This window comes from Pseudomonas fluorescens, assembly GCF_902497625.1.
Classification (GTDB): domain Bacteria; phylum Pseudomonadota; class Gammaproteobacteria; order Pseudomonadales; family Pseudomonadaceae; genus Aquipseudomonas; species Aquipseudomonas fluorescens_BQ.
Genome location: NZ_CABVGX010000008.1, coordinates 46,353 through 67,822 on the forward strand (window position 1 = coordinate 46,353; position 21,470 = coordinate 67,822).

The 21,470-nt window shown below is 58.6% G+C and carries 23 protein-coding genes and 1 tRNA gene; 8 read left to right on the top strand and 16 right to left on the bottom strand.

Annotated features, from left to right (window positions below; all coding sequences use genetic code 11):
- The first annotated feature begins 42 nt into the window (after positions 1-42).
- The gene (locus tag F8N12_RS07135; protein ID WP_150579826.1) at positions 43-585 is read left to right on the top strand and encodes a helix-turn-helix domain-containing protein; all 543 of its coding nucleotides are present in this window, start codon (positions 43-45) and stop codon (positions 583-585) included.
- A gap of 1,382 nt (positions 586-1,967) precedes the next feature.
- Here the strand turns inward: F8N12_RS07135 and F8N12_RS07145 are convergent.
- On the bottom strand, positions 1,968-2,987 hold the full coding sequence (locus tag F8N12_RS07145) for a DUF4917 family protein (RefSeq protein ID WP_150579828.1): 1,020 nt from the start codon (positions 2,985-2,987) through the stop codon (positions 1,968-1,970).
- A 157-nt stretch (positions 2,988-3,144) separates the two neighbouring features.
- Between F8N12_RS07145 and yiaY the strand changes: the two genes are divergently transcribed.
- Positions 3,145-4,293, top strand: coding sequence for an L-threonine dehydrogenase (gene yiaY, locus F8N12_RS07150; protein ID WP_150579829.1), 1,149 nt, complete (start codon positions 3,145-3,147; stop codon positions 4,291-4,293).
- A 108-nt stretch (positions 4,294-4,401) separates the two neighbouring features.
- Here yiaY and F8N12_RS07155 read toward each other — a convergent pair whose 3' ends face one another.
- Positions 4,402-4,890, bottom strand: a complete 489-nt coding sequence (locus F8N12_RS07155) for a DMT family transporter (protein ID WP_150579830.1) — start codon at positions 4,888-4,890, stop codon at positions 4,402-4,404.
- Between the two features lie 79 nt (positions 4,891-4,969).
- Here F8N12_RS07155 and F8N12_RS07160 point away from each other — a divergent pair, with 79 nt between their 5' ends.
- Positions 4,970-5,881 carry a LysR family transcriptional regulator gene (locus tag F8N12_RS07160; RefSeq protein ID WP_150579831.1) on the top strand — a complete coding sequence of 304 codons (912 nt, stop codon included), beginning with the start codon at positions 4,970-4,972 and terminating at the stop codon, positions 5,879-5,881.
- A 274-nt stretch (positions 5,882-6,155) separates the two neighbouring features.
- Positions 6,156-6,659 carry a DUF4142 domain-containing protein gene (locus F8N12_RS07165; RefSeq protein ID WP_150579832.1) on the top strand — a complete coding sequence of 168 codons (504 nt, stop codon included), beginning with the start codon at positions 6,156-6,158 and terminating at the stop codon, positions 6,657-6,659.
- 48 nt (positions 6,660-6,707) lie between these two features.
- On the opposite strand, the gene F8N12_RS07170 is transcribed toward F8N12_RS07165, so the two are convergent.
- On the bottom strand, positions 6,708-7,118 hold the full coding sequence (locus F8N12_RS07170; RefSeq protein ID WP_150579833.1) for a low affinity iron permease family protein: 411 nt from the start codon (positions 7,116-7,118) through the stop codon (positions 6,708-6,710).
- Between the two features lie 161 nt (positions 7,119-7,279).
- On the opposite strand from F8N12_RS07170, the gene F8N12_RS27580 reads away from it, so the two are divergent.
- Positions 7,280-7,426 carry a hypothetical protein gene (locus F8N12_RS27580; RefSeq protein WP_191623124.1) on the top strand — a complete coding sequence of 49 codons (147 nt, stop codon included), beginning with the start codon at positions 7,280-7,282 and terminating at the stop codon, positions 7,424-7,426.
- Positions 7,427-7,486: 60 nt separating this feature from the next.
- Positions 7,487-8,257, top strand: a complete 771-nt coding sequence (gene tam / locus F8N12_RS07175) for a trans-aconitate 2-methyltransferase (RefSeq protein WP_150579834.1) — start codon at positions 7,487-7,489, stop codon at positions 8,255-8,257.
- Positions 8,258-8,495: 238 nt separating this feature from the next.
- On the opposite strand, the gene F8N12_RS07180 is transcribed toward tam, so the two are convergent.
- The 8 genes from F8N12_RS07180 to F8N12_RS07215 all read right to left on the bottom strand — a co-directional run bounded on the left by F8N12_RS07180 (position 8,496) and on the right by F8N12_RS07215 (position 14,549).
- The gene (locus F8N12_RS07180) at positions 8,496-10,022 is read right to left on the bottom strand and encodes a Fic family protein (protein WP_150579835.1); all 1,527 of its coding nucleotides are present in this window, start codon (positions 10,020-10,022) and stop codon (positions 8,496-8,498) included.
- A 253-nt stretch (positions 10,023-10,275) separates the two neighbouring features.
- Positions 10,276-10,542, bottom strand: coding sequence for a hypothetical protein (locus F8N12_RS07185; protein WP_028622216.1), 267 nt, complete (start codon positions 10,540-10,542; stop codon positions 10,276-10,278).
- 468 nt (positions 10,543-11,010) lie between these two features.
- Positions 11,011-11,418 (bottom strand): type II toxin-antitoxin system HicB family antitoxin, encoded by a 408-nt coding sequence (locus F8N12_RS07190; protein WP_150579836.1) that lies wholly within the window; start codon positions 11,416-11,418, stop codon positions 11,011-11,013.
- Between the two features lie 35 nt (positions 11,419-11,453).
- Entirely contained in the window at positions 11,454-11,633 is a 180-nt protein-coding gene (locus tag F8N12_RS07195; RefSeq protein ID WP_150579837.1) for a type II toxin-antitoxin system HicA family toxin, read from the bottom strand.
- A 506-nt stretch (positions 11,634-12,139) separates the two neighbouring features.
- Positions 12,140-12,213: transfer RNA gene (locus tag F8N12_RS07200), tRNA-Gly, on the bottom strand.
- Between the two features lie 193 nt (positions 12,214-12,406).
- Positions 12,407-13,291 carry an alpha/beta fold hydrolase gene (locus F8N12_RS07205; protein ID WP_150579838.1) on the bottom strand — a complete coding sequence of 295 codons (885 nt, stop codon included), beginning with the start codon at positions 13,289-13,291 and terminating at the stop codon, positions 12,407-12,409.
- 314 nt (positions 13,292-13,605) lie between these two features.
- Positions 13,606-14,298 carry a pseudouridine synthase gene (locus F8N12_RS07210; RefSeq protein WP_150579839.1) on the bottom strand — a complete coding sequence of 231 codons (693 nt, stop codon included), beginning with the start codon at positions 14,296-14,298 and terminating at the stop codon, positions 13,606-13,608.
- A gap of 32 nt (positions 14,299-14,330) precedes the next feature.
- Entirely contained in the window at positions 14,331-14,549 is a 219-nt protein-coding gene (locus F8N12_RS07215; protein ID WP_150579840.1) for a cysteine-rich CWC family protein, read from the bottom strand.
- Positions 14,550-14,769: 220 nt separating this feature from the next.
- On the opposite strand from F8N12_RS07215, the gene F8N12_RS07220 reads away from it, so the two are divergent.
- The gene (locus F8N12_RS07220; protein WP_150579841.1) at positions 14,770-15,225 is read left to right on the top strand and encodes a hypothetical protein; all 456 of its coding nucleotides are present in this window, start codon (positions 14,770-14,772) and stop codon (positions 15,223-15,225) included.
- 50 nt (positions 15,226-15,275) lie between these two features.
- On the opposite strand, the gene F8N12_RS07225 is transcribed toward F8N12_RS07220, so the two are convergent.
- Entirely contained in the window at positions 15,276-16,388 is a 1,113-nt protein-coding gene (locus F8N12_RS07225; RefSeq protein ID WP_150579842.1) for an enoyl-CoA hydratase/isomerase family protein, read from the bottom strand.
- Between the two features lie 132 nt (positions 16,389-16,520).
- On the opposite strand from F8N12_RS07225, the gene ung reads away from it, so the two are divergent.
- Positions 16,521-17,213 (top strand): uracil-DNA glycosylase, encoded by a 693-nt coding sequence (gene ung, locus F8N12_RS07230; RefSeq protein WP_150579843.1) that lies wholly within the window; start codon positions 16,521-16,523, stop codon positions 17,211-17,213.
- Positions 17,214-17,314: 101 nt separating this feature from the next.
- On the opposite strand, the gene F8N12_RS07235 is transcribed toward ung, so the two are convergent.
- From F8N12_RS07235 to F8N12_RS07250, 4 genes are read right to left on the bottom strand one after another with little or no spacing between them, the layout of a single operon-like run.
- Complete coding sequence (locus F8N12_RS07235) at positions 17,315-18,349, bottom strand: AbrB family transcriptional regulator (RefSeq protein ID WP_150579844.1); 1,035 nt, start codon at positions 18,347-18,349, stop codon at positions 17,315-17,317.
- Positions 18,342-19,856 (bottom strand): tripartite tricarboxylate transporter permease, encoded by a 1,515-nt coding sequence (locus F8N12_RS07240; RefSeq protein WP_150579845.1) that lies wholly within the window; start codon positions 19,854-19,856, stop codon positions 18,342-18,344. The genes F8N12_RS07235 and F8N12_RS07240 overlap by 8 nt, the downstream gene beginning before the upstream one ends.
- Before the next feature lies 1 nt (position 19,857).
- Positions 19,858-20,316 (bottom strand): tripartite tricarboxylate transporter TctB family protein, encoded by a 459-nt coding sequence (locus F8N12_RS07245; RefSeq protein ID WP_150579846.1) that lies wholly within the window; start codon positions 20,314-20,316, stop codon positions 19,858-19,860.
- Between the two features lie 59 nt (positions 20,317-20,375).
- A complete protein-coding gene (locus F8N12_RS07250; protein WP_150579847.1) occupies positions 20,376-21,353 on the bottom strand; it encodes a Bug family tripartite tricarboxylate transporter substrate binding protein in 978 nt (325 codons plus the stop codon).
- Positions 21,354-21,470 lie beyond the last annotated feature (117 nt).

The window sequence follows — 21,470 nt, forward strand, 5'->3', positions numbered from 1 at the left end:
CAAGGGTAAGTCGTCACTTCCTTGATGGATTAATCGCTGCGCATGTCTATCCGTTTGAAATTATTGCGAAAAAAACTTGGTGTGACGCTGGAGGCCTTGGCCGAAAAGTCCGGCATGACCAAGAGCTATCTGTCGAAAGTCGAGCGGGGCTTGAACACGCCGTCGATTGCGGCCGCGTTGAAGCTCGCCAAGGCGCTGAATGTGAAAGTCGAGGAGCTCTTCTCCGAAGACACCGTCAGCCTCGACAGCTACAGCCTGGTGCGCAGTCACGAGCGCCAGTCGCTGGCGGCCAACGACCAGAGCCCCGGTTATGCGGTGCTGGCGCATCAGGTCAGCGAGCGCAGCCTGCTGCCGTTCATCATCTACCCGCCAACCGAGTTCACCGACAAGGCCTTCAAGGAACATATGGGTGAAGAATTTCTGTTCGTCCATGAAGGGCAGGTGGAAGTGGATTTCATGAACGAGCGCGTGCTACTCGAGCGCGGTGATGCGCTGCACTTCAACGCGCAAAAGCCGCACCGGTTGCGCTCAGTGGGCGAGATGCAGGCCCAGTTGTTGGTGGTGGTGCATAGCGCTGAGGAATGATCAGTACTTTGTGGCAAAGGGGTTGGTGTGGCAAAGAGGCTGGTGTGATGAGGGGCTGTTATGGCATAGGGCTGGTGTGATGAGGGGCTGTTGTGGCATAGAGGCTGTTGTGATGAGGGGCTGTTGTGGCATAGAGGCTGTTGTGGCAAAGGGGCTTGGGGCTGTTGTGGTGAGGGGGCTTGCCCCCGTTCGGCTGCGAAGCAGTCGTAAAACTGCCTGCACGTTTTGATGGAATGACCCCTGGGGCCGCTTCGCGACCCAACGGGGGCAAGCCCCCTCGCCACAGGTTTTGGGCACCGATCGAAACCTTGGGCTCGCCGCCCTCGCCACATATTTCAGACCTCGACGGGCACCGTCAATTTCGAAATCCCCAACGCATGCGGCAAAGGGGCAGTTGTGGCAAGGAGGCTGTTGTGATGAGGGGCTGTTGTGGCAAAGAGGCTGTTGTGATGAGCCGCCGCCTCACCACATATTTCAGACCTCGACGGGCACCGTCAATTTCGAAATCCCCAACGCATGCGGCAAAGGGGCTGTTGTGGCAAAGGGGCTGTTGTGATGAGGGGCTTGTGGCAAAGGCGCTTGAGGCTGTTGTGGTGAGGGGGCTTGCCCCCGTTCGGCTGCGAAGCAGTCGTAAAACTGCCTGCACGTTTTGATGGAATGACCACTGGGGCCGCTTCGCGACCCAACGGGGGCAAGCCCCCTCGCCACAGGTTTTGGGCACCGATCGAAACCGTGACTCGCCGCCCTCACCACATATTTCAGACCTCGACGGGCACCGTCAATTTCGAAATCCCCAACGCGTGCGGCAAAGGGGCTGTTGTGGCAAAGGGGCTGTTGTGGTGAGGGGCTGTTGTGGCAAAGAGGCTGTTGTGGTGAGGGGGCTTGCCCCCGTTCGGCTGCGAAGCAGTCGTAAAACTGCCTGCACGTTTTGATGGAATGACCCCTGGGGCCGCTTCGCGACCCAACGGGGGCAAGCCCCCTCGCCACAGGTTTTGGGCACCGATCGAAACCTTGGGCTCGCCGCCCTCACCACAGGTTTTGGGCACCTATCGAAACCGTGAGCCGCCGCCCTCTCCACATATTTCAGACCTCGACGGGCACCGTCAATTTCGAAATCCCCAACGCATGCGGCAAAGGGGCTGTTGTGGCAAAGGGGCTTGGGGCTGTTGTGGTGAGGGGGCTTGCCCCCGTTCGGCTGCGAAGCAGTCGTAAAACTGCCTGCACGTTTTGATGGAATGACCCCTGGGGCCGCTTCGCGACCCAACGGGGGCAAGCCCCCTCGCCCCGGGTTTTGAGCACCGATCGAAACCTTGGGCTCGCCGCCCTCGCCACAGGTTTTGGGCACCGATCGAAACCGTGACTCGCCGCCCTCACCACATATTTCAGACCTCGACGGGCACCGTCAATTTCGAACTCCCCAACGCATGCGTCTTCGCATCAAAAAACCGCAGCTCACACCCCGTCCCCTCAAACACCTTCGCGTAATGCCGCTTCTGATGCTGGACGAACGCCTTGCTGCGCGGATTGATCGAAATCGCCAGCACTTTCGGTTTCGCCTCGCGTAGTGCGTGGATGATGTGGTTGTCCTGCTCGCCCAGCGCGTGCCCAAACACACACAAACCTTCGCCATGCGCCAGCAACTGCTCATAGCAGAACGACAGATAATCCGAGCTGCGAATGGTCTTGAGTTTGTCCGCACTCGACCCTTCGTTCACAAACAGCGGCACGTCATCCAGCGTCTTGATCGTATTGTTGATGGCAAAACTGCCGAGCAACGTGCCTTCGGTCGACATCAATTTGCGCGCGGTGCCGTCCTGATTGCGCACCAGGTGCAAGCCACCATGCAGGTACAGCAAGCGGGTCTTGTCAGTGGCCGTCGTGCTCAAATCAAAACAGGGCTCGGTACCCTGAAACAGATCAGTAATCGCCTCGGGCTGCTGCTGGATCGCCCAATAGCTGAGCAAGTCATAGTTGGTGGTGAACACCGTCCGGTAGCGGGCCAATTCCTGACTGATTGTCGCCAAGGTAGCCGGCACCACCAGCCGCCATGGAATGTGTACCGCGTGCACGGTATTGATCAACGCTTCCTTGATCGCATAGTAACGGTTACGCGGCGCGGCGGAACTGACCGCCAGCGCCTTGTTCACGCGGCTGGTGATTTTCAACGCGCTGAGCACTTGCTCGAAGCTGCGGGTCTGCATTGCCTCGAACACGCTGAGTTCGGACTGGCTCAGGGGTTTTTCTTCAACGGTGCGGGCGTTTTCGAACAGCGAGTCGTAGCCAAAATCATCCCACACCGCACGGCTGGCACCGTTGCCCACCAGCAGGCCGCTGAAGGAAGCAGTGCTGCGCAAGGCGTTCCAGTCTTCAAGTTGGGCATCGACATCCTGGAAATCGGTCATTGCGTCGGTCGTCTCAAAACTAAAGGTCGGATGGGCGGCGACTTTATCATGACGCGCACTTGCGCCAGATCAACATCCGCTGCTGCGGGTGAGCCGATGCTGTGAGTACCCGCGTAATCGGCACTGCCGATTCGGCCACTCGTCAGGAGATTCGCTCATGAGCAGCACATTTTTCATCCCCGCCGTGAACATCATGGGCATCGGTTGCCTCGAGGAAGCGATGACGGCCATCGGCAAATACGGTTTGCGCAAAGCCTTGATCGTCACCGATGCCGGGCTGGCCAAGGCCGGCGTGGCGAGCATGATTGCCGAAAAACTGGCGATGCTGGACATCGATTCGGTCATTTTTGACGGCGCCAAACCCAACCCGAGCATCGCCAACGTCGAAAGCGGCCTCGGTCTGCTCAAGGAAAGTCGCTGTGATTTCGTGGTGTCGCTGGGCGGTGGCTCGCCCCATGACTGCGCCAAAGGCATCGCCTTGTGCGCAACGAATGGCGGGCAGATCCGTGATTACGAAGGCGTTGATCAATCGAGCAAACCACAGCTGCCATTGATTGCCATCAACACCACTGCCGGCACCGCCAGCGAGATGACACGCTTCTGCATTATCACCGACGAATCGCGCCACGTGAAAATGGCCATCGTTGACCGCAACGTCACGCCGCTGCTGTCAGTCAATGATCCAGCGCTGATGGTCGCCATGCCGCAAAGCCTGACCGCCGCTACCGGCATGGACGCCTTGACCCACGCGATCGAAGCCTACGTATCAACTGCTGCCAACCCGATCACCGACGCCTGCGCGCTGAAAGCCATTACCCTGATCAGCAACAACCTGCGCTTGGCTGTGCGCGACGGCAGTGACCTGGCCGCGCGGGAAAACATGGCCTACGCGCAATTCCTCGCTGGCATGGCATTCAACAACGCCTCGCTGGGTTACGTACATGCCATGGCCCATCAACTGGGCGGTTTTTACGACTTGCCCCACGGAGTCTGCAACGCAATCCTGCTGCCCCACGTGCAAAGTTTCAATGCACTGGTCTGTGCCGCACGCCTGACCGATGTCGCTCACGCCATGGGCGCCGATGTTAGCGGCTGCACCCCTGAAGAGGGCGCCCAGTCCGCCATCGAGGCCATTCGCAGCCTGTCGCAAGACGTGCAGATCCCCACCGGTTTGCGCGCACTCGGCGCTCGCCTCACCGACATCCCGACGCTCGCCACCAATGCCCTGAAAGACGCCTGCGGTTTCACCAATCCAAGGGTGGCGGATCAGCGGCAGATCGAGGAAATATTCCGCAGCGCTTTTTAAGGACTGTTCCGTGTGGGCGCGAGCTTGACGCAGAGCAACGCGCCCCCGACGCATACCGTTTCATCCCGCTTATCCCGGCGCGACCGCACCCCCCACCCCAGTTCATCATTATCCCGCCGCCGCCAACGCCTTGCCCATCGAATCCCCGAACTGAATCAACACCACGCCCGCAATCAACAACAGCGCCCCAAACAACCGTGGCAAGGTCACCTGCTGTTGCACCAGGCCGAACCAGCCGAGATGATCCAGCAGCAGTGATGCCACCACTTGCCCGGCCAGCGCCAGCGCAATGAACCCCGACGCGCCAAGCTTGGGCAGCAGCACCAAGGCCAGCGAGATGAACACCACACCGAACGCGCCGCCGGTCCACATCCACAACGGAGCTTTACTGATGAAACCCAGTGACGGCAAAGGCAGGCGCAGCGCCAGAATGATCGGCAGCAACACCAGAACGCTCACCAGCAATGACGCCAATGTCGCCCATAACGGATGGCCTAGCCCGCGCGTGAGGTTGGCGTTGATCGCACTTTGAAATGGCACCACCGCACCGGCTATGACTGCCAGCATCAGCAGGCCTGCGTAATACAACGAACCCATAGTGTTATTTTCCTGAAGGATTTACTGGACTGTAGATCATTCGTCGCGCAAATTTAAATTCCATAATGCTATGCAGAACATGCAGCACATGAATGATTTAAGGCGTATTGACCTCAATTTGCTGGTGATCCTCGAGGCCTTGCTCAGCGAGCAGCACGTTACCCGTGCGGCCGAGCGCCTGCACCTGAGCCAGCCCGCCGTCAGCCATGCTCTGGCGAGGCTGCGCGACGTGCTGGGCGATCCATTGCTGGTGCGCGCCGGTTCCGGGCTGGTGCCGACACCGCGAGCGCTTGAATTGATCGCGCCGCTGTCTGAAGCGCTGGCTCAAGTGCAGTCGCTGCTGGCGCCCAACGCCTTCGATCCGGCCACGGCCAAACGCACGTTTCGCCTGGCGATGTCGGATTACGGCGCGGCCATCGTCCTGCCCGGGTTGATCCGCACATTGCGCCGCGAAGCGCCAGGTATCGATCTGCAAATCAGCCATGCCAGCCGTGAGGGCATGCTCGATGCCATCCTCAACGGTGACATCGACCTGGCGGCGGGGGTGTTTCCGGAACTGCCCAACGAAGTGCGCAGCACCCCGCTGTTCGACGAGCATTACGCGTGCCTCGTCGACCGCAACAGCCTGCCCGCCGAGGGTATTCTGGACTTGCCGTCTTACCTGGCGCGCCCCCATGTGCTGCTGGAAATGCGCGGCAGTGGGACACCGGAAATCGAGCGTGCGCTAACCGCACTGCGCGAACGGCGCCGCGTCGCCATCAGCCTGCCACACTGGAGCGTTGCGCCCGATTTGATCAGCGGTACGGACTTGATCCTGACGGTCGCCTCACGCGGCCTGCGCGATATTGACGAGCAATCGCTGCTCGTCGTACCGCCGCCGTTTCATATCCCGTCGTTCAGCTTTGTACTGGCGTGGCATAAACGGCGAGGCGGGGATCAGGCGTTGAACTGGTTGAATGGGCGGATTGGCGAGGGGATGAAATCCCAATGATTTCGGTCACCTGGACCAGGCGCAGGTGCTGCCCGGCTCGCTACGGGAAACGGGCAAATGATTGGTAAGCGAGGCGGCAACTTTGTTTGGCGGACGATCGGGTTTGCGATCAATGCGCGGGCGCACGTTGTACCGAGTTAGCTGGCTCCCAAGCCTGATCCATCGCACCGTTCGTCGTGCCGGCAGCGGATTTTCGAACCTTTGCCCTAAAGAAAATTCTCAACCTATGCGGGATTTATGCCCGCTTCGATTTTTTCAAGAGGAGGGCGCGACCATGAGCCGGATGGCCACCCGTTTACGTACTACCGTTTTCGCTTCGATGTTGGGCCTGTGCGCCACCAGTGCGTTCGCCCAGTCACCCGCCGAATTCATCAATGATGCCTCGGCCAAAGGCATGGCCGACATCGAAGCCAGTCGTTTGGCGCACCAGAAATCCGAGTCCCAACAGGTCAAGGATTACACCATCGTCGTCATCAACGACCGCACCACCGCAAACCAGCACTTGGCGAAGATCGCCAAGCAACTTGACTTGCCCGTCGCGCCACGTGATGTGGTGGTCGACAAGGCCAAAGCCTTGATGCCGGAAGTGAAGGACGGTACGACGTTTGATCAGGCTTATGCCGCGAGTCAGGTGAAAACCACTCAGGAAGCGATCGAACAGATTGAACAGGTTGCACAGAACACTGACGTACCTGAAATCAAAGCGTTTGCTGAGGAAACCTTGCCCAAGTTGCAGAATCATTTGCAGATGGCGCGGGCACTGCAAGCCAGTCGTTAATAGCGGGTGTAAAAACGGCGCGTGATTCAGATCACGCGCCGTTTTTTTTCAACATTCTTTCCAGTTGGGCTTTTGCTTGCTGCTGGACACCATGCCTTCGAGTTCGAATACTTCACTTTCCCCCATCGCACGGTAGTGCCTGCGCAGTGCTTCAAGTTGCTTGAGGTCCAGTAACTCCAAGCCGAGCATGGCGTTTTTCGCTTCCTTGTTCACTCTAAGCAGTTCATCGATTTTCAGGTGCAGAATGTCGGTGTCGCGGTTCTGCGTGTTCTGAATGAGGAACACCATCAGGAAGGTGATGATGGTGGTCGACGTATTAATGATTAGTTGCCAAGTGTCGTTGTAACCAAAAATTGGCCCGCTCAAGCCCCACAAGCCGATCAGAATCAATGCGCCCATGAACGTCTTCGGACTACCGGCCCACAGGGCGAGTTTTTGCGAGATTTTTGCAAATTTCATTGCCGTCTTCCTTATTGGGATGCGCCTGAATTTAAGACAGCATGGCGATCCGGAAAATTCTGCTTACATATTCATATTCTGCGGGTGAACCGGGCTCCAAGTGCAACCAACCTGGCAGGCGCGGGTCACTACATCAGGTACATAAAAACCTGGAGAAACCCATGAACCTCACCCGTTTGCTCTGCCTGTGCGGCTGCCTGTTCGCGCTGCAAGGCTGCTTCGACAATTCCGATAACGAAACCAAGGACAACACCGACGGCACCAAGTCCTCGGTGCAGATGCAGGACAAAGACGCTGCGGACAAGTAGCAGTCTGCTCACTCGGGTATGGTGGGCGACTCGCTTGCCATGCCTCGACAGGAGAACCCGATGAGTTGGTCCGCCCAGCAATACGTCGCTTTTGAAGATGAACGCACGCGCCCGGCCCGCGACCTGCTGGCGGCGATCCCCGGCACGGATGTGCGCTCGGCCATCGACATCGGTTGCGGCCCGGGCAATTCCACCGAATTGCTGGTGGAGAGCTTTGTCGGTGCCGAAGTGCGCGGGCTGGACAGTTCGACCGACATGATCGAGGCCGCCCGCAAGCGCTTGCCGCAGGTGCGATTCGACGTCTCTGATATTGATGGCTGGGATGAGAGCGGCCCGTTCGACGTGATCTTCGCCAATGCCGTGCTGCAATGGGTACCGGATCACGCCACCCTCTTGCCATCGTTGGTGAGCAAACTGGCGACCGGGGGCAGCCTGGCAATGCAAATGCCCGACAACCTCGATGAACCGACACACCGCTGGATGCGCGAAGTCGCGGCCAATGGCCCGTGGGCGGAGAAACTCGCGGGAGCCGCCGGGCTACGAACGAAACGAGAGAGTCCCAGCGCCTATTACTCGATGCTGAATTCGCACTGCTCGCGGGTCGATGTCTGGCGCACCACTTACCACCATCCGCTCGCAGGTGGCGCGGCGGCGGTGGTTGAATGGTTCAAGGGCAGCGGTTTGCGGCCGTTCCTCCAACCGCTCACTGACGCTGAGCAGGTTCAATACCTGAAGCAGTATCAAGCGGCCATCGAACAGGCGTACCCGGCGCTGGAAGATGGCTCGGTGCTGCTGCCGTTTCCGCGTTTGTTCATCGTCGCGACTCGCTAGGCTTCCAAGTCGCCCGCCGACATTCGCCCAGTCACGCTTCTGTAGCAGCTGGCGCAGCCTGCGTCCGGCTGCGTCCGGCTGCGTAGCAGCGGTCGAACCAGAAGGCGCGGTATTCTTGCGACCTCACGCTCGGGTTGACGATGGCGATATTCGAACGCGATTCGAGCCAGACGCAGGCTTCGCCAGCTGCTACAGATCGAGTGCCTTTGGGTGCGCGTTTAAACGCGAATGGCGCTCCTCAAGGCGTTTCTTCAAACGCCGAACGCACAGCCTCCACAACGCGTTGTGCAACACTGTCATCGTCAAGTTGCGGATAGCCGTTCTTCAACTTCCCGGAGACCTTCCAGCCATTCTCTTTGATCGAGCGGATGATCCGGTTCGCATCCTGATCGGGCATCTCGAGCACCTCTTTCAACTGTTCCTGAGCCCGCTGAAAAATCACCAGCACCCTGGCTTCATCCGCCATTTCCGTTCGAATGGTGTGCTTTACGACTTTTGCGGTGTACAGGACGTGTTCGGTTAAATCCGGATATCGCCAGGCAAAGCGCGCGTCTTCGTAATCATCAAAGAGGAAGTTGCTGGGAGTGCCATCCTCGTAAGTCACCAGTTCGCCGAACCGATAGGCTGTCGCGTAGCGTCGCATGAACGGTCGCGAGAACACTTCGAGCGTTCGATCGTAGCCAGCCCTGAAATCAATCGAGCTGGTAATGGTGGCTGACACCGGCAGGATCACACCGTCGGGCACCGCTTTATCCCGAATAAGGGTGTCATTGATCAGGAAGCGATGAATTCGACCGTTGCCATCGCGCATGGGATGGATATACACAAAGCCAAATGCCAATACCGCAGCACGTGCAAGTGACTCTGCTCCACGGGTTGCGACCTCGAACTCGTTAAGTCCTGCCAGTAACTGCGCGAGGTCAGCGCAATGGGGTGCAATATAGTGAACGATGTCTTCGCGCATCGTCGCTTGACCGACAAACACGGGAGAGCGTCGCAAGCCCAGTCCGATGGCGTCTTGCCCCAGAATCCCGGCTTGCAGGGATTGCAGACTGGCGTTGCTCAACGGGTTTTCAATATGCCCGCAGTGCTGAGCAATGACATGCGCAAACCGCTGGATGCGGTCGGCCTGATCTGCCTCCTTTTCGATGAGAAAGCTCGCGCGCGATTCCTTGAACGTCAGCCAACTGGCGGTCCGCAGCAAAATATCGGGGCCGAAGGTTTGATCCAGCTCAGCCAGTGCTGCGCGCAGATCAAATTGCAAAGCTTCCTGCAACGCTCCGGTGCGCCGCACCACGGGGCAAAACTCAGCCGTCCCGGGCAGGTTGTTATTGACTCGCCAACGTCGCGCTCGTATTGGGTCACGGCGAGTCAGGTAACTTTTTGAAGAAATGGCGTCGACGTAGCCGCCATTAGTCACGTCTGGCACATCCAGACGTTCTCCTCTCAGCCATTCGTAAAGGAACCCGGTGCGACGAGCGTACTGGCCGAAGGGCTCCCGTCGACACCAGTCTTCTATCGGCTGCGGGCCTGTTTTCGCAAACAGGCGAGCAAAGAACTCGAGATGAATCTCCTCGTATTTGAGGCCGAATTCGAAATGCCCTGCAAAATCGTCCGCCGGCCGATAGCTGGACGAGTATTTGTTCTGCACATGCCCGACGCCCTCGCGGCGGACGCGTGCGGTGCCGATGGTGGACTCGACCCGCAGAGGCTGCGCGAGTGCGATGCCGTAGCAACTGGCGAGGGTCATGAAACCGACTTGCATGGCGAAATCCTTTATTGCGCTCGTGAAAACGCTAACAGAATGTCGATACTATGCGAAAACGCTAATTTTCGTGGGGATTTAAAATGCTAACAGGATGTAAAATTTGATATTAATTTAGGTGGTTTACGGGAAAACGCTAACGAGCAGAATCGCAATGGTTATTGGGCACAGAAGCCTGGTCGCCCATATCGAGCATCGTTCGAGTATGGGTCATTACGCGAAGGGCGCCTCTAAAGGCGCCCTGATAGACGATCTACTTTTCTGCATCCATCCGACGCGCCACCACATCCAGCACATCGCAACCATCGCGCAGCGGTATGCAGCACAGCATTGCAAAGTCGCTGAGGATGACCGAATCAGTGTTGATGTCGCTGCGCATTGCGAGGTTTTCGAGCACCTGCGTGACCGCGTCAATTCGGTAGCGGGCGGTGCTTAGCAGAGAGTGAAGCGGTTGGGTGGTGTTTACGTAGAGCGAGGGGAGGTCGTCGGCGTTGCTGGTTAAAGCCATATATTCGTTCATGAGTGCTTACCGTTTTGTAGGTGAAAGACCTACCACTCGATCGTCGCCAAACAATAGGGTGGTAGCCGTACGCGGGTTGGCGAACCGGACAACGGTAAAACCGGCAGACCCGGGGGTCTCCCACGCACAGCCACCAAAAAAGCGCAGCAAAGTGCAGTCAGCGAGCTTCGAAAAAACTTGAAAGCCGCTGGGTCGTTGTCATCGAGTCGCCAAACCCGATACGCCATTTGGGCGTGAACGGACTATAGGCTTCGAGACAAAAACACAGCAATGCGCAAGTGTACGGACAATTCCCAGAGTATTGTAGGACGTTGCCTAATCAACAGTTTTTCACGCTTCGGGCTGCGGAAAGAGCGCAATCACCCACCCAAATGTGATGTGCACTCAACAGCAAATATCAGCAGCCCGCCAAATCCCGCCCATAAAAAAACCGGCCAATCGTGGCCGGTCATTTTTGTGGTAAAACCGTCAGCTCTGTTGCAGCACCTTAAGCGCCGCCGAAGCGAGAAATCCTGAACGGCTCTTTTCTTCTGGATGATGCAGCACGTATTCATCAATGCGATTGAGCAGGTAGCCGGGCAGGGTGATGTTCAGCTTCTGGGCCTTGCCTAAATATTTGGTGACGTCTATATCGACCAGCGCCCAGGTGCAGCCCGCGTATTTCGGATTGTTTGCATGCAGGGTGACTTTGTTCGCAGGCGGTATAGACGCACCGTCCTCTGCTAGGATTTCGAAATGGCCTTCAATGGCTTCCCGAGCCATCGCCATCGCGTCATCGAGATCCTCACCAGCCGAAAAACAGCCTGGGATATCCGGCACCTCCACGCCCCACGCGTGATCATCATCGCCCATTGAAATCGCAATCGGGTAAAGCATGTGATTGTCCTCTTGAGTCGCCGCGTCCGACATCGTCAAAGCAGCGCCTGTTGCAAAATACTCAAAGCCGTTTGTTTGAGCAGATCCTTTTTCGGATGAGGAACCGTCACCAGCCCCGGCTTGTTCGGATGCTTGAAATGATGGTGACTGCCTCTGATTCGAACCAGATACCACCCATCCGCAACAATTTGGCTAATCAAAAAACGACTGTTCACATCACCTCCATGTGGTGTGCTTCGGTGGTTACTATACCTACCTGATTTTCGTAATCAACACTATAACCACTGAATTTTCTCGCGGACTCACAGGTTGATGGGCTGAAAGTCTAATCATTGGTGGGGGACGGCGAAGGAAAAGATCGAGAAATCTGTATTGCAGTTTTTTGCGACTCTGATCAACGATGGATCAGTCCTTGCTGCTCCATGCGGAATTTGATGGCTTTCGTAGGATTGGACATCCTCCAAGTCGGACATAGAGCCGACAAATCGCGAAGGCGCAAAACTAAAAGCAGCGACATGATGGCAGCAGGGCCTTATTGAATACCGCGTTTTCGTTATCAATGCCGACAAACCTTAACGAAATCCCAATCTGATGCGAAAACGTTAAAGGCCAAAGCCGTCGCCCGTTCTCGCACCAAATTTCAGGCAAAAAAAACCGGCCATCAAGGCCGGTTTTTTAATCTGCATCCCCCGTCAAAAACAACGTGAGACTAAAATTCGATTGGAGCGGGTGAAGGGAATCGAACCCTCGTTATCAGCTTGGGAAGCTGGAGTAATGCCATTATACGACACCCGCTCAGAGCGGCTGACTTTGTACCAGATGTGCGCATGAAAATGAAGTTTTTCTTTGTACCGAGTGCTCTGGCATCGGGCTGTAGCCACGCAAAAACCGTGTGATGGCCAATCGCGGGCAAGTCGGAATGCCGCACCACGTGCTCCCACAGAACATCATGGTATGCAGCAACAGGCTTGCTCGCGATGACGCGGTTTCAGATGGACAATGCATGTTGGTCCTGAACGTAGTGATAACGCGGTCGACTTGCCTGTTGCGCAGGCTTCAGGAAACCCATCAGCGCATTACGACTGTCGCGGCACGCGGCTTTGTGTTCCATATCGAGAAAGTGGCCGGTGGCTTCCACGGTAGTAAACGAAGCGTGCGGCAGGTGGTTGGCAAATAACCGGGCGCCATCGGCGGCGGTGTACTCATCCCATTCGCCGTTGACGAACAGCACCGGCACCTTGATGTTCTCTGACGCCTTGAGAAAGTACTGTCGGTCACTGTGCAGCAGGTCGCTGATGTGGAAGTGCATCTGCCCATATTCGTGCTCGGCCAGACTGCTGACATGCCGATAGTTGAAGCGTTTGAACAGCGTCGGCAAGTGTTTGCCGATGGTGCTGTTGACGAGCGTGCCGACCCGGCCACCGTCCCGGCTGCCGAGGTAATCGACGCCGCGCTCGAGGTAGTCGAGCATGTGCGCGTTGATCTCCGGCGAGAACGAACTGATCACTGCTTTTTCGATTCGTCGTGGCTGCTGGGCGAGGGCGACCAGCGTTGCGGCGCCACCCCAGGAAAACGACAGTACGTGCTCGGCGGCGAAGTGTTCGATCAACTCCAGGAGGATCTGCCCTTCGGCTTCCTTGGTGAGCATTTTCTCATGCAGATTGTGCGCCTTGGATCGGCCCGCGTAGGGCTGGTCGTAGCACACCACGTTGAACTCCGGGTGCAGGTTTTTCACAGTTTGTGCAAACGACGCAGTCGTGGCCATCGAGCCGTTGACCAGAATAATGGTCTTCTCTGCGGCGTCTGCGCGATAGAACTCCGTGTAAACCCGAAACTGACCCTGTATATCCAGCACAGCGATTTCTGGCCTCATGTCATAAGACTCCTGGCAAGCGGGTATGCGCGCAATCGACATTGCACGAGCTTTGTGACAGGTAGGCATATGCCTGAGAATTTCGGGGGGCCCATGTCGATCCATTGCAGTCCGGTCGACGGGTATTGTTATTGGCGGGCAATCTGCCGGAGCAAGGCGGAACCTGAGGGTTCTCTACCGACAAAAAGTTTCTTAGAGGTATGGGGTGACTCATCAGTCACATTTCGGCTGACGACCTGATTCAAGCAGGGGCCGGAGGACTTCGCAAGTGCCGTTGGTAAATTGTTAGACAACTCTGCTGAGCGGTAGGCTGCTTAGATCAATTCGATCTCGGCGGCGGTCAAAGCGCGGTATTCGCCGGGTTTCAGTGAAGGGTCGAGCCTCAGCGGGCCCATGCTTTCGCGATGAAGGCGCAGGACTTTGTTGTCGAAGTGGCCGAACATCCGCTTTACCTGGTGATAGCGGCCCTCGACGATGCTCAGGCGCGCCGTTTTTGGCCCCAGTACGTTCAACTCGGCGGGTTGAGTGGTGAGGTCTTCGAAGGCGAAGTACAGCCCTTGGCTAAAAGTGGCGGCGTAGTGCGGGCCAATGTCCTGTTCGGTTTCGACGTAATACACCTTGGGTAATTTGGTCTGCGGTTGCGTCAGGCGGCGCGACCAGCTGCCATCATTGGTCATCAGCATCAGGCCGGTGGTGTTGAAGTCCAGACGTCCGGCGATGTGCAGGTCGTCCTTGTCGGGCTCGTGGATCAAATCCAGCACCGTACGGTGTTCGGGATCGCGCGTGGCGCTGACGCATCCGGCCGGTTTGTGCAGCATGAAATGGCGCAGCGGTTTGCCGGTCTGCAGGATTTCGTCATCGACCTCTACGCGACTGAATTCGCGCACCTCGGCATGGGGATCGCTGACGATTTTGCCGTCGACCCGGACGCGCTTTTCCACCAGCAACAGACGAACCTGCTGACGGTTGAAGCGCGGCAGGTTGCTGAGGAATCGGTCAACACGCATGGCGAATGATCGGCAGGAAAGGGCCGCGCATCTTACGTGATCGGCTTGGCCGCTGCTTGCAACTGTGCCTGGACCTGAGCGCAGCGCGGGCACAGGCACGAGGCGTTACGCAGCTCGGCCGGCAGCTTTTCAAGCACTGCCGGATCGATGCTGACGCTGAAGCACCAGCAGGCGTGAGCCGCGGTGCGCGGGTCTGCCAGGGTGCAGTCGTTGGAAGCGCCGCAAGCCGGGCATAGGTCGGGGGTTTTCATTAAGAGCCATGATCACGGGTGTTTCCGGATTCTACACAGACCGCGTTGAGATGAACCGATAACTGACCGATGAAAAACCTTTCATCGGCGACTTGTTTCAACGTATTGCGAGAACGCACCAGATTCTGAAATCGATGTCTTATCTTTCGACAGTCCCCGATTGATTGACTGTCGCCCGCCAGCGTCGCTGGTGTGGTCACTCGCGGTCCAGGAGGCCGCCATGTATCGCCGACTTCTTCTGATAGCTGTACTGGGTTTGTCTGTGAGTGCTTGCGTGCCCTATGCCGATGGAGGAGGCAGCTACTACCGTTCCGAGGTTTACACATCCCCGGCGCCGTATTATTCGAATGGCGGGGCCTATTACTCCAACGGTGGCTATTACACCGCGCCGCGCCGGTACTACGCGCCGCCCGCTCGGTACTATCAACCGACACCGCGCTATTACCATCAGCCGCGCGTGTATCAACCAGCGCCGCGTTACTACCAACATGCGCCGCGGGCCGACTACCGGGCGCATCAGAACCGCAGCTGGGAAGGTCGCAGTCGTGGCGGCTGGGACGGCCGTGAACGCGGTGGCCGCAACGATTACCGTGGCGGCCATGGTGGGCGCGATAACCGGGGCGGGCGCGGCGACCATAATGGTCGTGGTGGCGATGGCAGAGGCGGTCACCGCTGATACACTGCAAAAAAAACGGCGCATAACGCGCCGTTTTTAGTGCCTCCGAATTAATACTCCGTCAAATCCGCTAACGGATGCCGACCTTCCCAGGCCTTGTGAAAATGCGCTTCCACCACCGCTTCCGGCACAGTATTAACATCCGGCCAATGCCAATGTGGCTTCTGATCCTTGTCGATCAATCGCGCCCGAACACCCTCGCTGAACTCCGGATGACGGCAGCAATTGAGGCTGACGGTGTATTCCATCTGAAAGACCTGCGCCAACGAGAGGTGGCGAGCGCGAACGATCTGTTCCCAGACCAGATGAGCGGTTAACGGCGACCCTTCGCTCAGGGTTCGGGCTGCGCGACTCAGCACCAGGTCCGGGTCATCGCGTAACGGACTGATAGCCTTCCAGGCGCAACGCACGTCACTGACATCCAGCAATTGGTCAATTCGCTCGCGACGCGGCAACCACTGCGCGGGGGGCATTTGCGGCAGTGCTTCCTGCTGCAGCGCCTTGAGCAAACTGTTGAGTTGCATCGATGTCTGTTCCTGCCAGTTCAATTGCAGCAAGCCCTCAATCAGATCCTCCTGCTGTTCATCGAGCAGGAAACGGTCGGCGAGGTCTAGATCAATCGCATCGCGACCGTTCATGTGCGCGCCGGTCAGGCCGAGAAACAGACCGAGCTTGCCCGGCAGTCGCGACAGAAACCAGCTGGCGCCGACGTCAGGGTAAAGGCCGATGCTGATTTCCGGCATCGCCAGGCGGCTGCTCGGCGTGACGATGCGAATGCTCGCGCCTTGCAGCAGGCCCATGCCGCCGCCCAGCACATAGCCGTGACCCCAGCAGATCAGCGGTTTCGGATAGGTGTGCAAATTGAAATCGAGCCGGTATTCCGCCGCGAAGAAATTCGCGGCCAACGGCGGCACTTCGCCGGGTGTCGCGCGGCAGGCTTCGACCAGGCTGCGCACTTCGCCGCCGGCGCAAAAGGCCTTGGCGCCGTTGCCGCGCAACAGTACGCAAACAATCTGCGGTTCTCTGGCCCAGGCATCCAGTTGGTCGCGCAGGGCATTGATCATCGGCAAGGAGAGGGCGTTGAGGGATTTCTCGGCGTCCAGCGTGGCGATGCCGATGCGTGCGCCGTGGGTGCCGGTGAGTTCTTCGAAGTGCAGATTCATCGTGACCTCAATCGGGTTTTTGAACGATCAGTATGATCGCTGTGCAGGAAAGTGCCGGATGGGCGTCAGATCAATTGACAAGCGTGACGGGCTTTCCTAGGGTTCGCCCCATTGTCTTTGCCGGATGTAACCATGACTGCTGACGACCGTATCAAACTCGAACCGAGCTGGAAGGAGGCACTGCGTGCTGAATTCGACCAGCCGTACATGGCGGAGTTGCGCAACTTCCTGCAACAGGAGCGTGCGGCGGGCAAGGAAATTTATCCACCGGGTCCGCTGATTTTCAATGCGCTCAACTCGACGCCGCTGGACAAAGTCAAAGTCGTCATTCTCGGTCAGGACCCGTATCACGGTCCGGGGCAAGCGCACGGCTTGTGCTTTTCCGTGCAACCGGGCGTGCCGGCGCCGCCGTCGCTGGTGAACATTTATAAAGAATTGAAGCGCGACCTCAACATCGATATTCCCAGCCATGGCTATTTGCAAAGCTGGGCCGACCAGGGCGTCTTGTTGCTCAACACCACCATGACCGTGGAGCGTGCGAACGCCAATGCGCACAAGGATAAAGGCTGGCAGTTTTTCACCGACCGCATCATTGAAGTGGTGAGTCAGCAGCAGCCGCATCTGGTATTTATGCTCTGGGGCGCACATGCGCAAAGCAAACAGAAACTGATCGATGCGACCAAGCATCTGGTGTTGACGTCGGTGCACCCGTCGCCGCTTTCCGCTTATCGCGGTTTCCTGGGCTGCGGGCATTTCGGTCGGGCGAACAAATTTCTCGAGCAGAATGGCGAGGCGCCGATCGAGTGGCGATTGCCGCCGGTTTGATGCGGTGACAGCACCGGCCCCATCGCGAGCAGGCTCGCTCCCACAAGGTCAATGCTGATCCTGTGGGAGCGAGCCTGCTCGCGATGGAGGCGACTCGGTTTCTACACAGAATCCCGATTCCAATACCTGAACAACGGCTCCGCCAGAAACAACACAAACAACAATCGCATCACCTGCATGGCCGTCACCAGTGGCACCGACAATTGCAGGGTCTCCGCCGTCAGGCTCATCTCCGCGATCCCGCCGGGCATCATCCCCAGGGTCAGCGAGCGCAGATCCAGGTGGGTCAACGCACTCAACGCCAGCGCCGCCACTGTCGCGATCAACATGGTCAGCACTGTGCCGATCAACGTCCGCCCCATAAAGGACGGCGCGCGCCGAAAGAACTGCCGATTGAAGTGACACCCCAGTCCGCTGCCGATCAACCATTGGCCGATTTGACTGCCGCCGTCCGGCAAGCCGATGTGCAAATCCCAGGCAATGCTCACCGTCGCGCTCACCAGCAACGGCCCGAACAGCCACGGATTGGGTTGACGCAGGCGTTCCCATAGCAACGCCGCCAAAGCGCCGGCCGGTAGCAGGATGGCGAGCCATGCCCAATTGACGCTGGCCGGATGAAACATCGGCGCGCCGTCACCCAGCAGATATTTGAACGCGGCCGGCACGCAGAGGACGACCACTAAAACGCGCAAGCTTTGTCCCGCCGCGACGCGACTGAGCACCGCGCCGTTGCGCGCGCCGAGGTTGACCATCTCCCCGGAGCCGCCAGGCATGCTGGAGAAAAATGCCGTGGCGCGATCCTCGCCGGTGCGCCGCATCAGCCAGACGCCAACCACCGCCGACAGACTGGTGATCAGCGCCCCGAAGAAGATCAAACCGAAGTGGCTCAGCACCTGCTCCATCACCACGGGAGTGAAGTGCAGGCCGATGCCGATGCCGATGACCCATTGGCCGCACTTGCGCCCGCCGGGAATTTCCGCCAGCTGCCACGGCGTCAGGCAGCGCACCAGGATGATCGCCAGTAATGAGCCGACCATCCATGGCAGTGGCCAGCCTACCAGGCTGGCGAGGTAACCGCCCAGCGCGCCCACCAGCGGCGTACCCCACCAGGCGTTGAACGGTGTTCGATCAGACATCGGCGAGGGTGCGCCGGGCAGCCGAACGTTTGCGCCAGATCCGCACGATCGGCATCAACAGCATGATTACGGTCAGCACCCAGACACCAAAGGTGATCGGGCTGGACCAGAGGATCTCCAGCGCACCGTTGGAAATCGACAGCGCGCGGCGCAGGTTCTGCTCCATCAAACCACCGAGGATGAAACCCAGCAGCACCGGCGACAACGGGAAGTCCAGCTTGCGCAGGATGTAACCGAAGATGCCAATCCCGATCATCAGGAACAGATCGAAGGTGGTGGCGTGCACGGCGTAAACGCCGATCCCGGTAATGATCGCGATCACCGGCACCAGCGCCCAGTTCGGCACGGCCAGGATGCGGGTAAAGATGCGGATCATCGGGATGTTGAGGATCACCAGCATGATGTTGGCGATGAACAACGATGCGATCAGGCCCCAGACGATGTCCGGCTGCTGTTGGAACAGCAGTGGACCCGGTGTGATGTTGTACAAAGAGAGTGCGCCGATCATCACCGCCGTGGTGCCCGAACCTGGCACGCCCAGCGTCAGCATCGGCACCAGTGCGCCGCAGGCTGCACCGCCGATGGCGGTTTCCGGAGCGGCGAGGCCGCGCATGTCACCTTGGCCGAAGGTGCCCTTGGCGCCGGCGATGCGTTTCTCGGTCATGTAAGCCACGGCACTGGCCAGCGTCGCACCGGCACCCGGCAAGACACCCATGATGAAGCCCAGCACGCCGCAACGGACGTTCACCGCGAACACCGCCGAAGCTTCCTTGAAGTTGAACATCATCCGGCCGGTGGCTTTCACCGCTTCCTGACCCCGGTGGGTTTTTTCCAGCAGCAGCAAGATCTCGCTGATGGAGAACAGGCCGAGCACCAGGACGACGAACTGAATGCCGTCAGTCAGATGGATGTTGTCTCCGGTGAACCGATAAACGCCGCTGTTGGCGTCGATGCCGACGGTCGACAGAAACAGGCCGATCAAGGCTGCAATAAACGTTTTCAGCGGACGGTCGCCGGCCATGCCACCGAGGCAGACAATCGCAAACACCATCAATACGAAATATTCCGCCGGTCCGAAGGCAATCGCCCATTTCGCCAGCAGCGGCGCAAACAGCACCATGCCGCAGGTCGCGATAAATGCACCGATGAACGAGCTCCACGCCGACAACGACAAGGCCACGCCGGCCAGGCCTTTGCGGGCCATCGGGTAGCCATCGAGGGTGGTCATTACAGTGGAGGCTTCGCCCGGAATGTTCAGCAGAATCGAGCTGATCCGGCCGCCGTATTCGCAACCCAGGTACACCGCCGCCAGCAGAATCAGCGCAGATTCCGGCGGCAGGCCGAGGGCGAACGCAATCGGAATCAGCAGCGCCACGCCGTTGATCGGACCCAGACCCGGCAACAAGCCGACCACGGTCCCGATGAGGGTGCCGCACAAGGCAGTCACCAGATTGTACGGGCTCAGCGCAACGCCGAAGCCCTGACCCAAGTAACCAAGCGTATCCATGTCAGTTCTCCAGAACGTCGAGCACGCCCAAAGGCAGTGGCACGTCCATGACTTTGTCGAACAGCAGATAGAGACCAACCGCCATCAGGCTGATGATCACGGCACTGGGCAGCCAGCGACCGCCGTACAGGCGAGCCATCGGCACGCCGATGAGGATGCTGGCGACGATGAAGCCGAGGGGCTCGAAGGTGCCGGCGAAAATCAGCAGCAGGACGACGCAGATGCCGATCTTGACCAAGGTGTCGCGGTCCAGTTGCGGGTCATCGTCGCTGTGCACGATCGGCGTCGGACGAAACACCATGTAGAGCAGACCGAGGCCCATCAGGCCGAGCATCAACAGGGGGAATGCCCTGGGTCCGACCGGTTCATAGGAAAAAGCCGCTTGATACGGCCACGCCATCAGCGCCAGGCCGGCACAGACCAGCAGCAGCACCGAAGCAAAAATGCGTTGTACGAGCATGGGAAACTCCTGCGCTGCGACCCCGATCACTCGGTGCCGCAGCCGCTAGACAGGGACCATCACTGGATCAGGCCGAACTCTTTAGCCAGCACTTTGTAGTCGGCAACCTGCTTCTTCACGTAGGTGTCCAGCTCCGGGCCGGTCATGGCGAACGGGAACAGTTCACGCTGATCGCGCAGCTTGGCGAACTCGCCGGAAGCAAGCATTTTGTCGAAAGCGTCTTTCCACCAGGCGTAGTCTGCGTCGCTGACCTTAGGCCCCAGGTAGAAACCGCGAACCACCGGCCAGACGATGTCGTAGCCCTGTTCTTTGGCGGTCGGAATGTCTTTCATTTCCGGCTCGTCCAGACGGTTTTCGGAGAATACCGCCAGCAGGCGCATGTCACCGCTCTGGATGTGCGGCATGGAGTCGGAGATGTCGGTGCTGCCAACCTGAATGTGGCCACCGAGCAGGGCAGTGGCAATTTCGCCGCCGCCTTCGAGGGCGACATAACGCAGGTCGCGTGGATTGATCCCGGCGGCTTTGGCGATGAGCGCGGTTTGCATCCAGTCCTGGCTGCCGACGGTGCCGCCGGAACCGATGACCACGGAGCCCGGATCTTTCTTCAACGCTTTAACCAGATCGTCCAGCGTCTTGTAGGGCGAATCGGCTTTCACCGCGATGGCACCGTAGCTGGTGCCGACTGCCGCGAGCCAGCGCACGGCGTTTTCGTCAAAGCGGCCGAACTTGCCTTGGGCCAGGTTCAGCAGTGAACCGCTGGACCATGCCACCAATGTGCCGGCGTCGGCCGGGCGTTGCGCGACCACGGCGTTGTACGCCACGGCGCCGACACCGCCTGGCATATAGGTAACGCGCATCGGTTTGCTTAACAGTTTTTCATTCACCAGCGCGCTCTGCACCAGCTTGCAGGTCAAATCAAAACCGCCGCCCGGGGAAGCCGGGGCGATGCATTCAGGGCGTTTGGGCTCGGCCATCAGGTGGCCGGCAAACAGCACACAACTGGCGGCGAGGGCGAAACGGCGCATTGATCGGTTCATGGTTGTCTCCAGGGGAGTTGTTGTTTTTGGGAATGTTTCAGGTGCGACGATTTCGCGCTGCTCAGCCATTGCCGGCGCTGGCATACGTAGAGATTGAAATTTGAGGAAAGGAGTAGG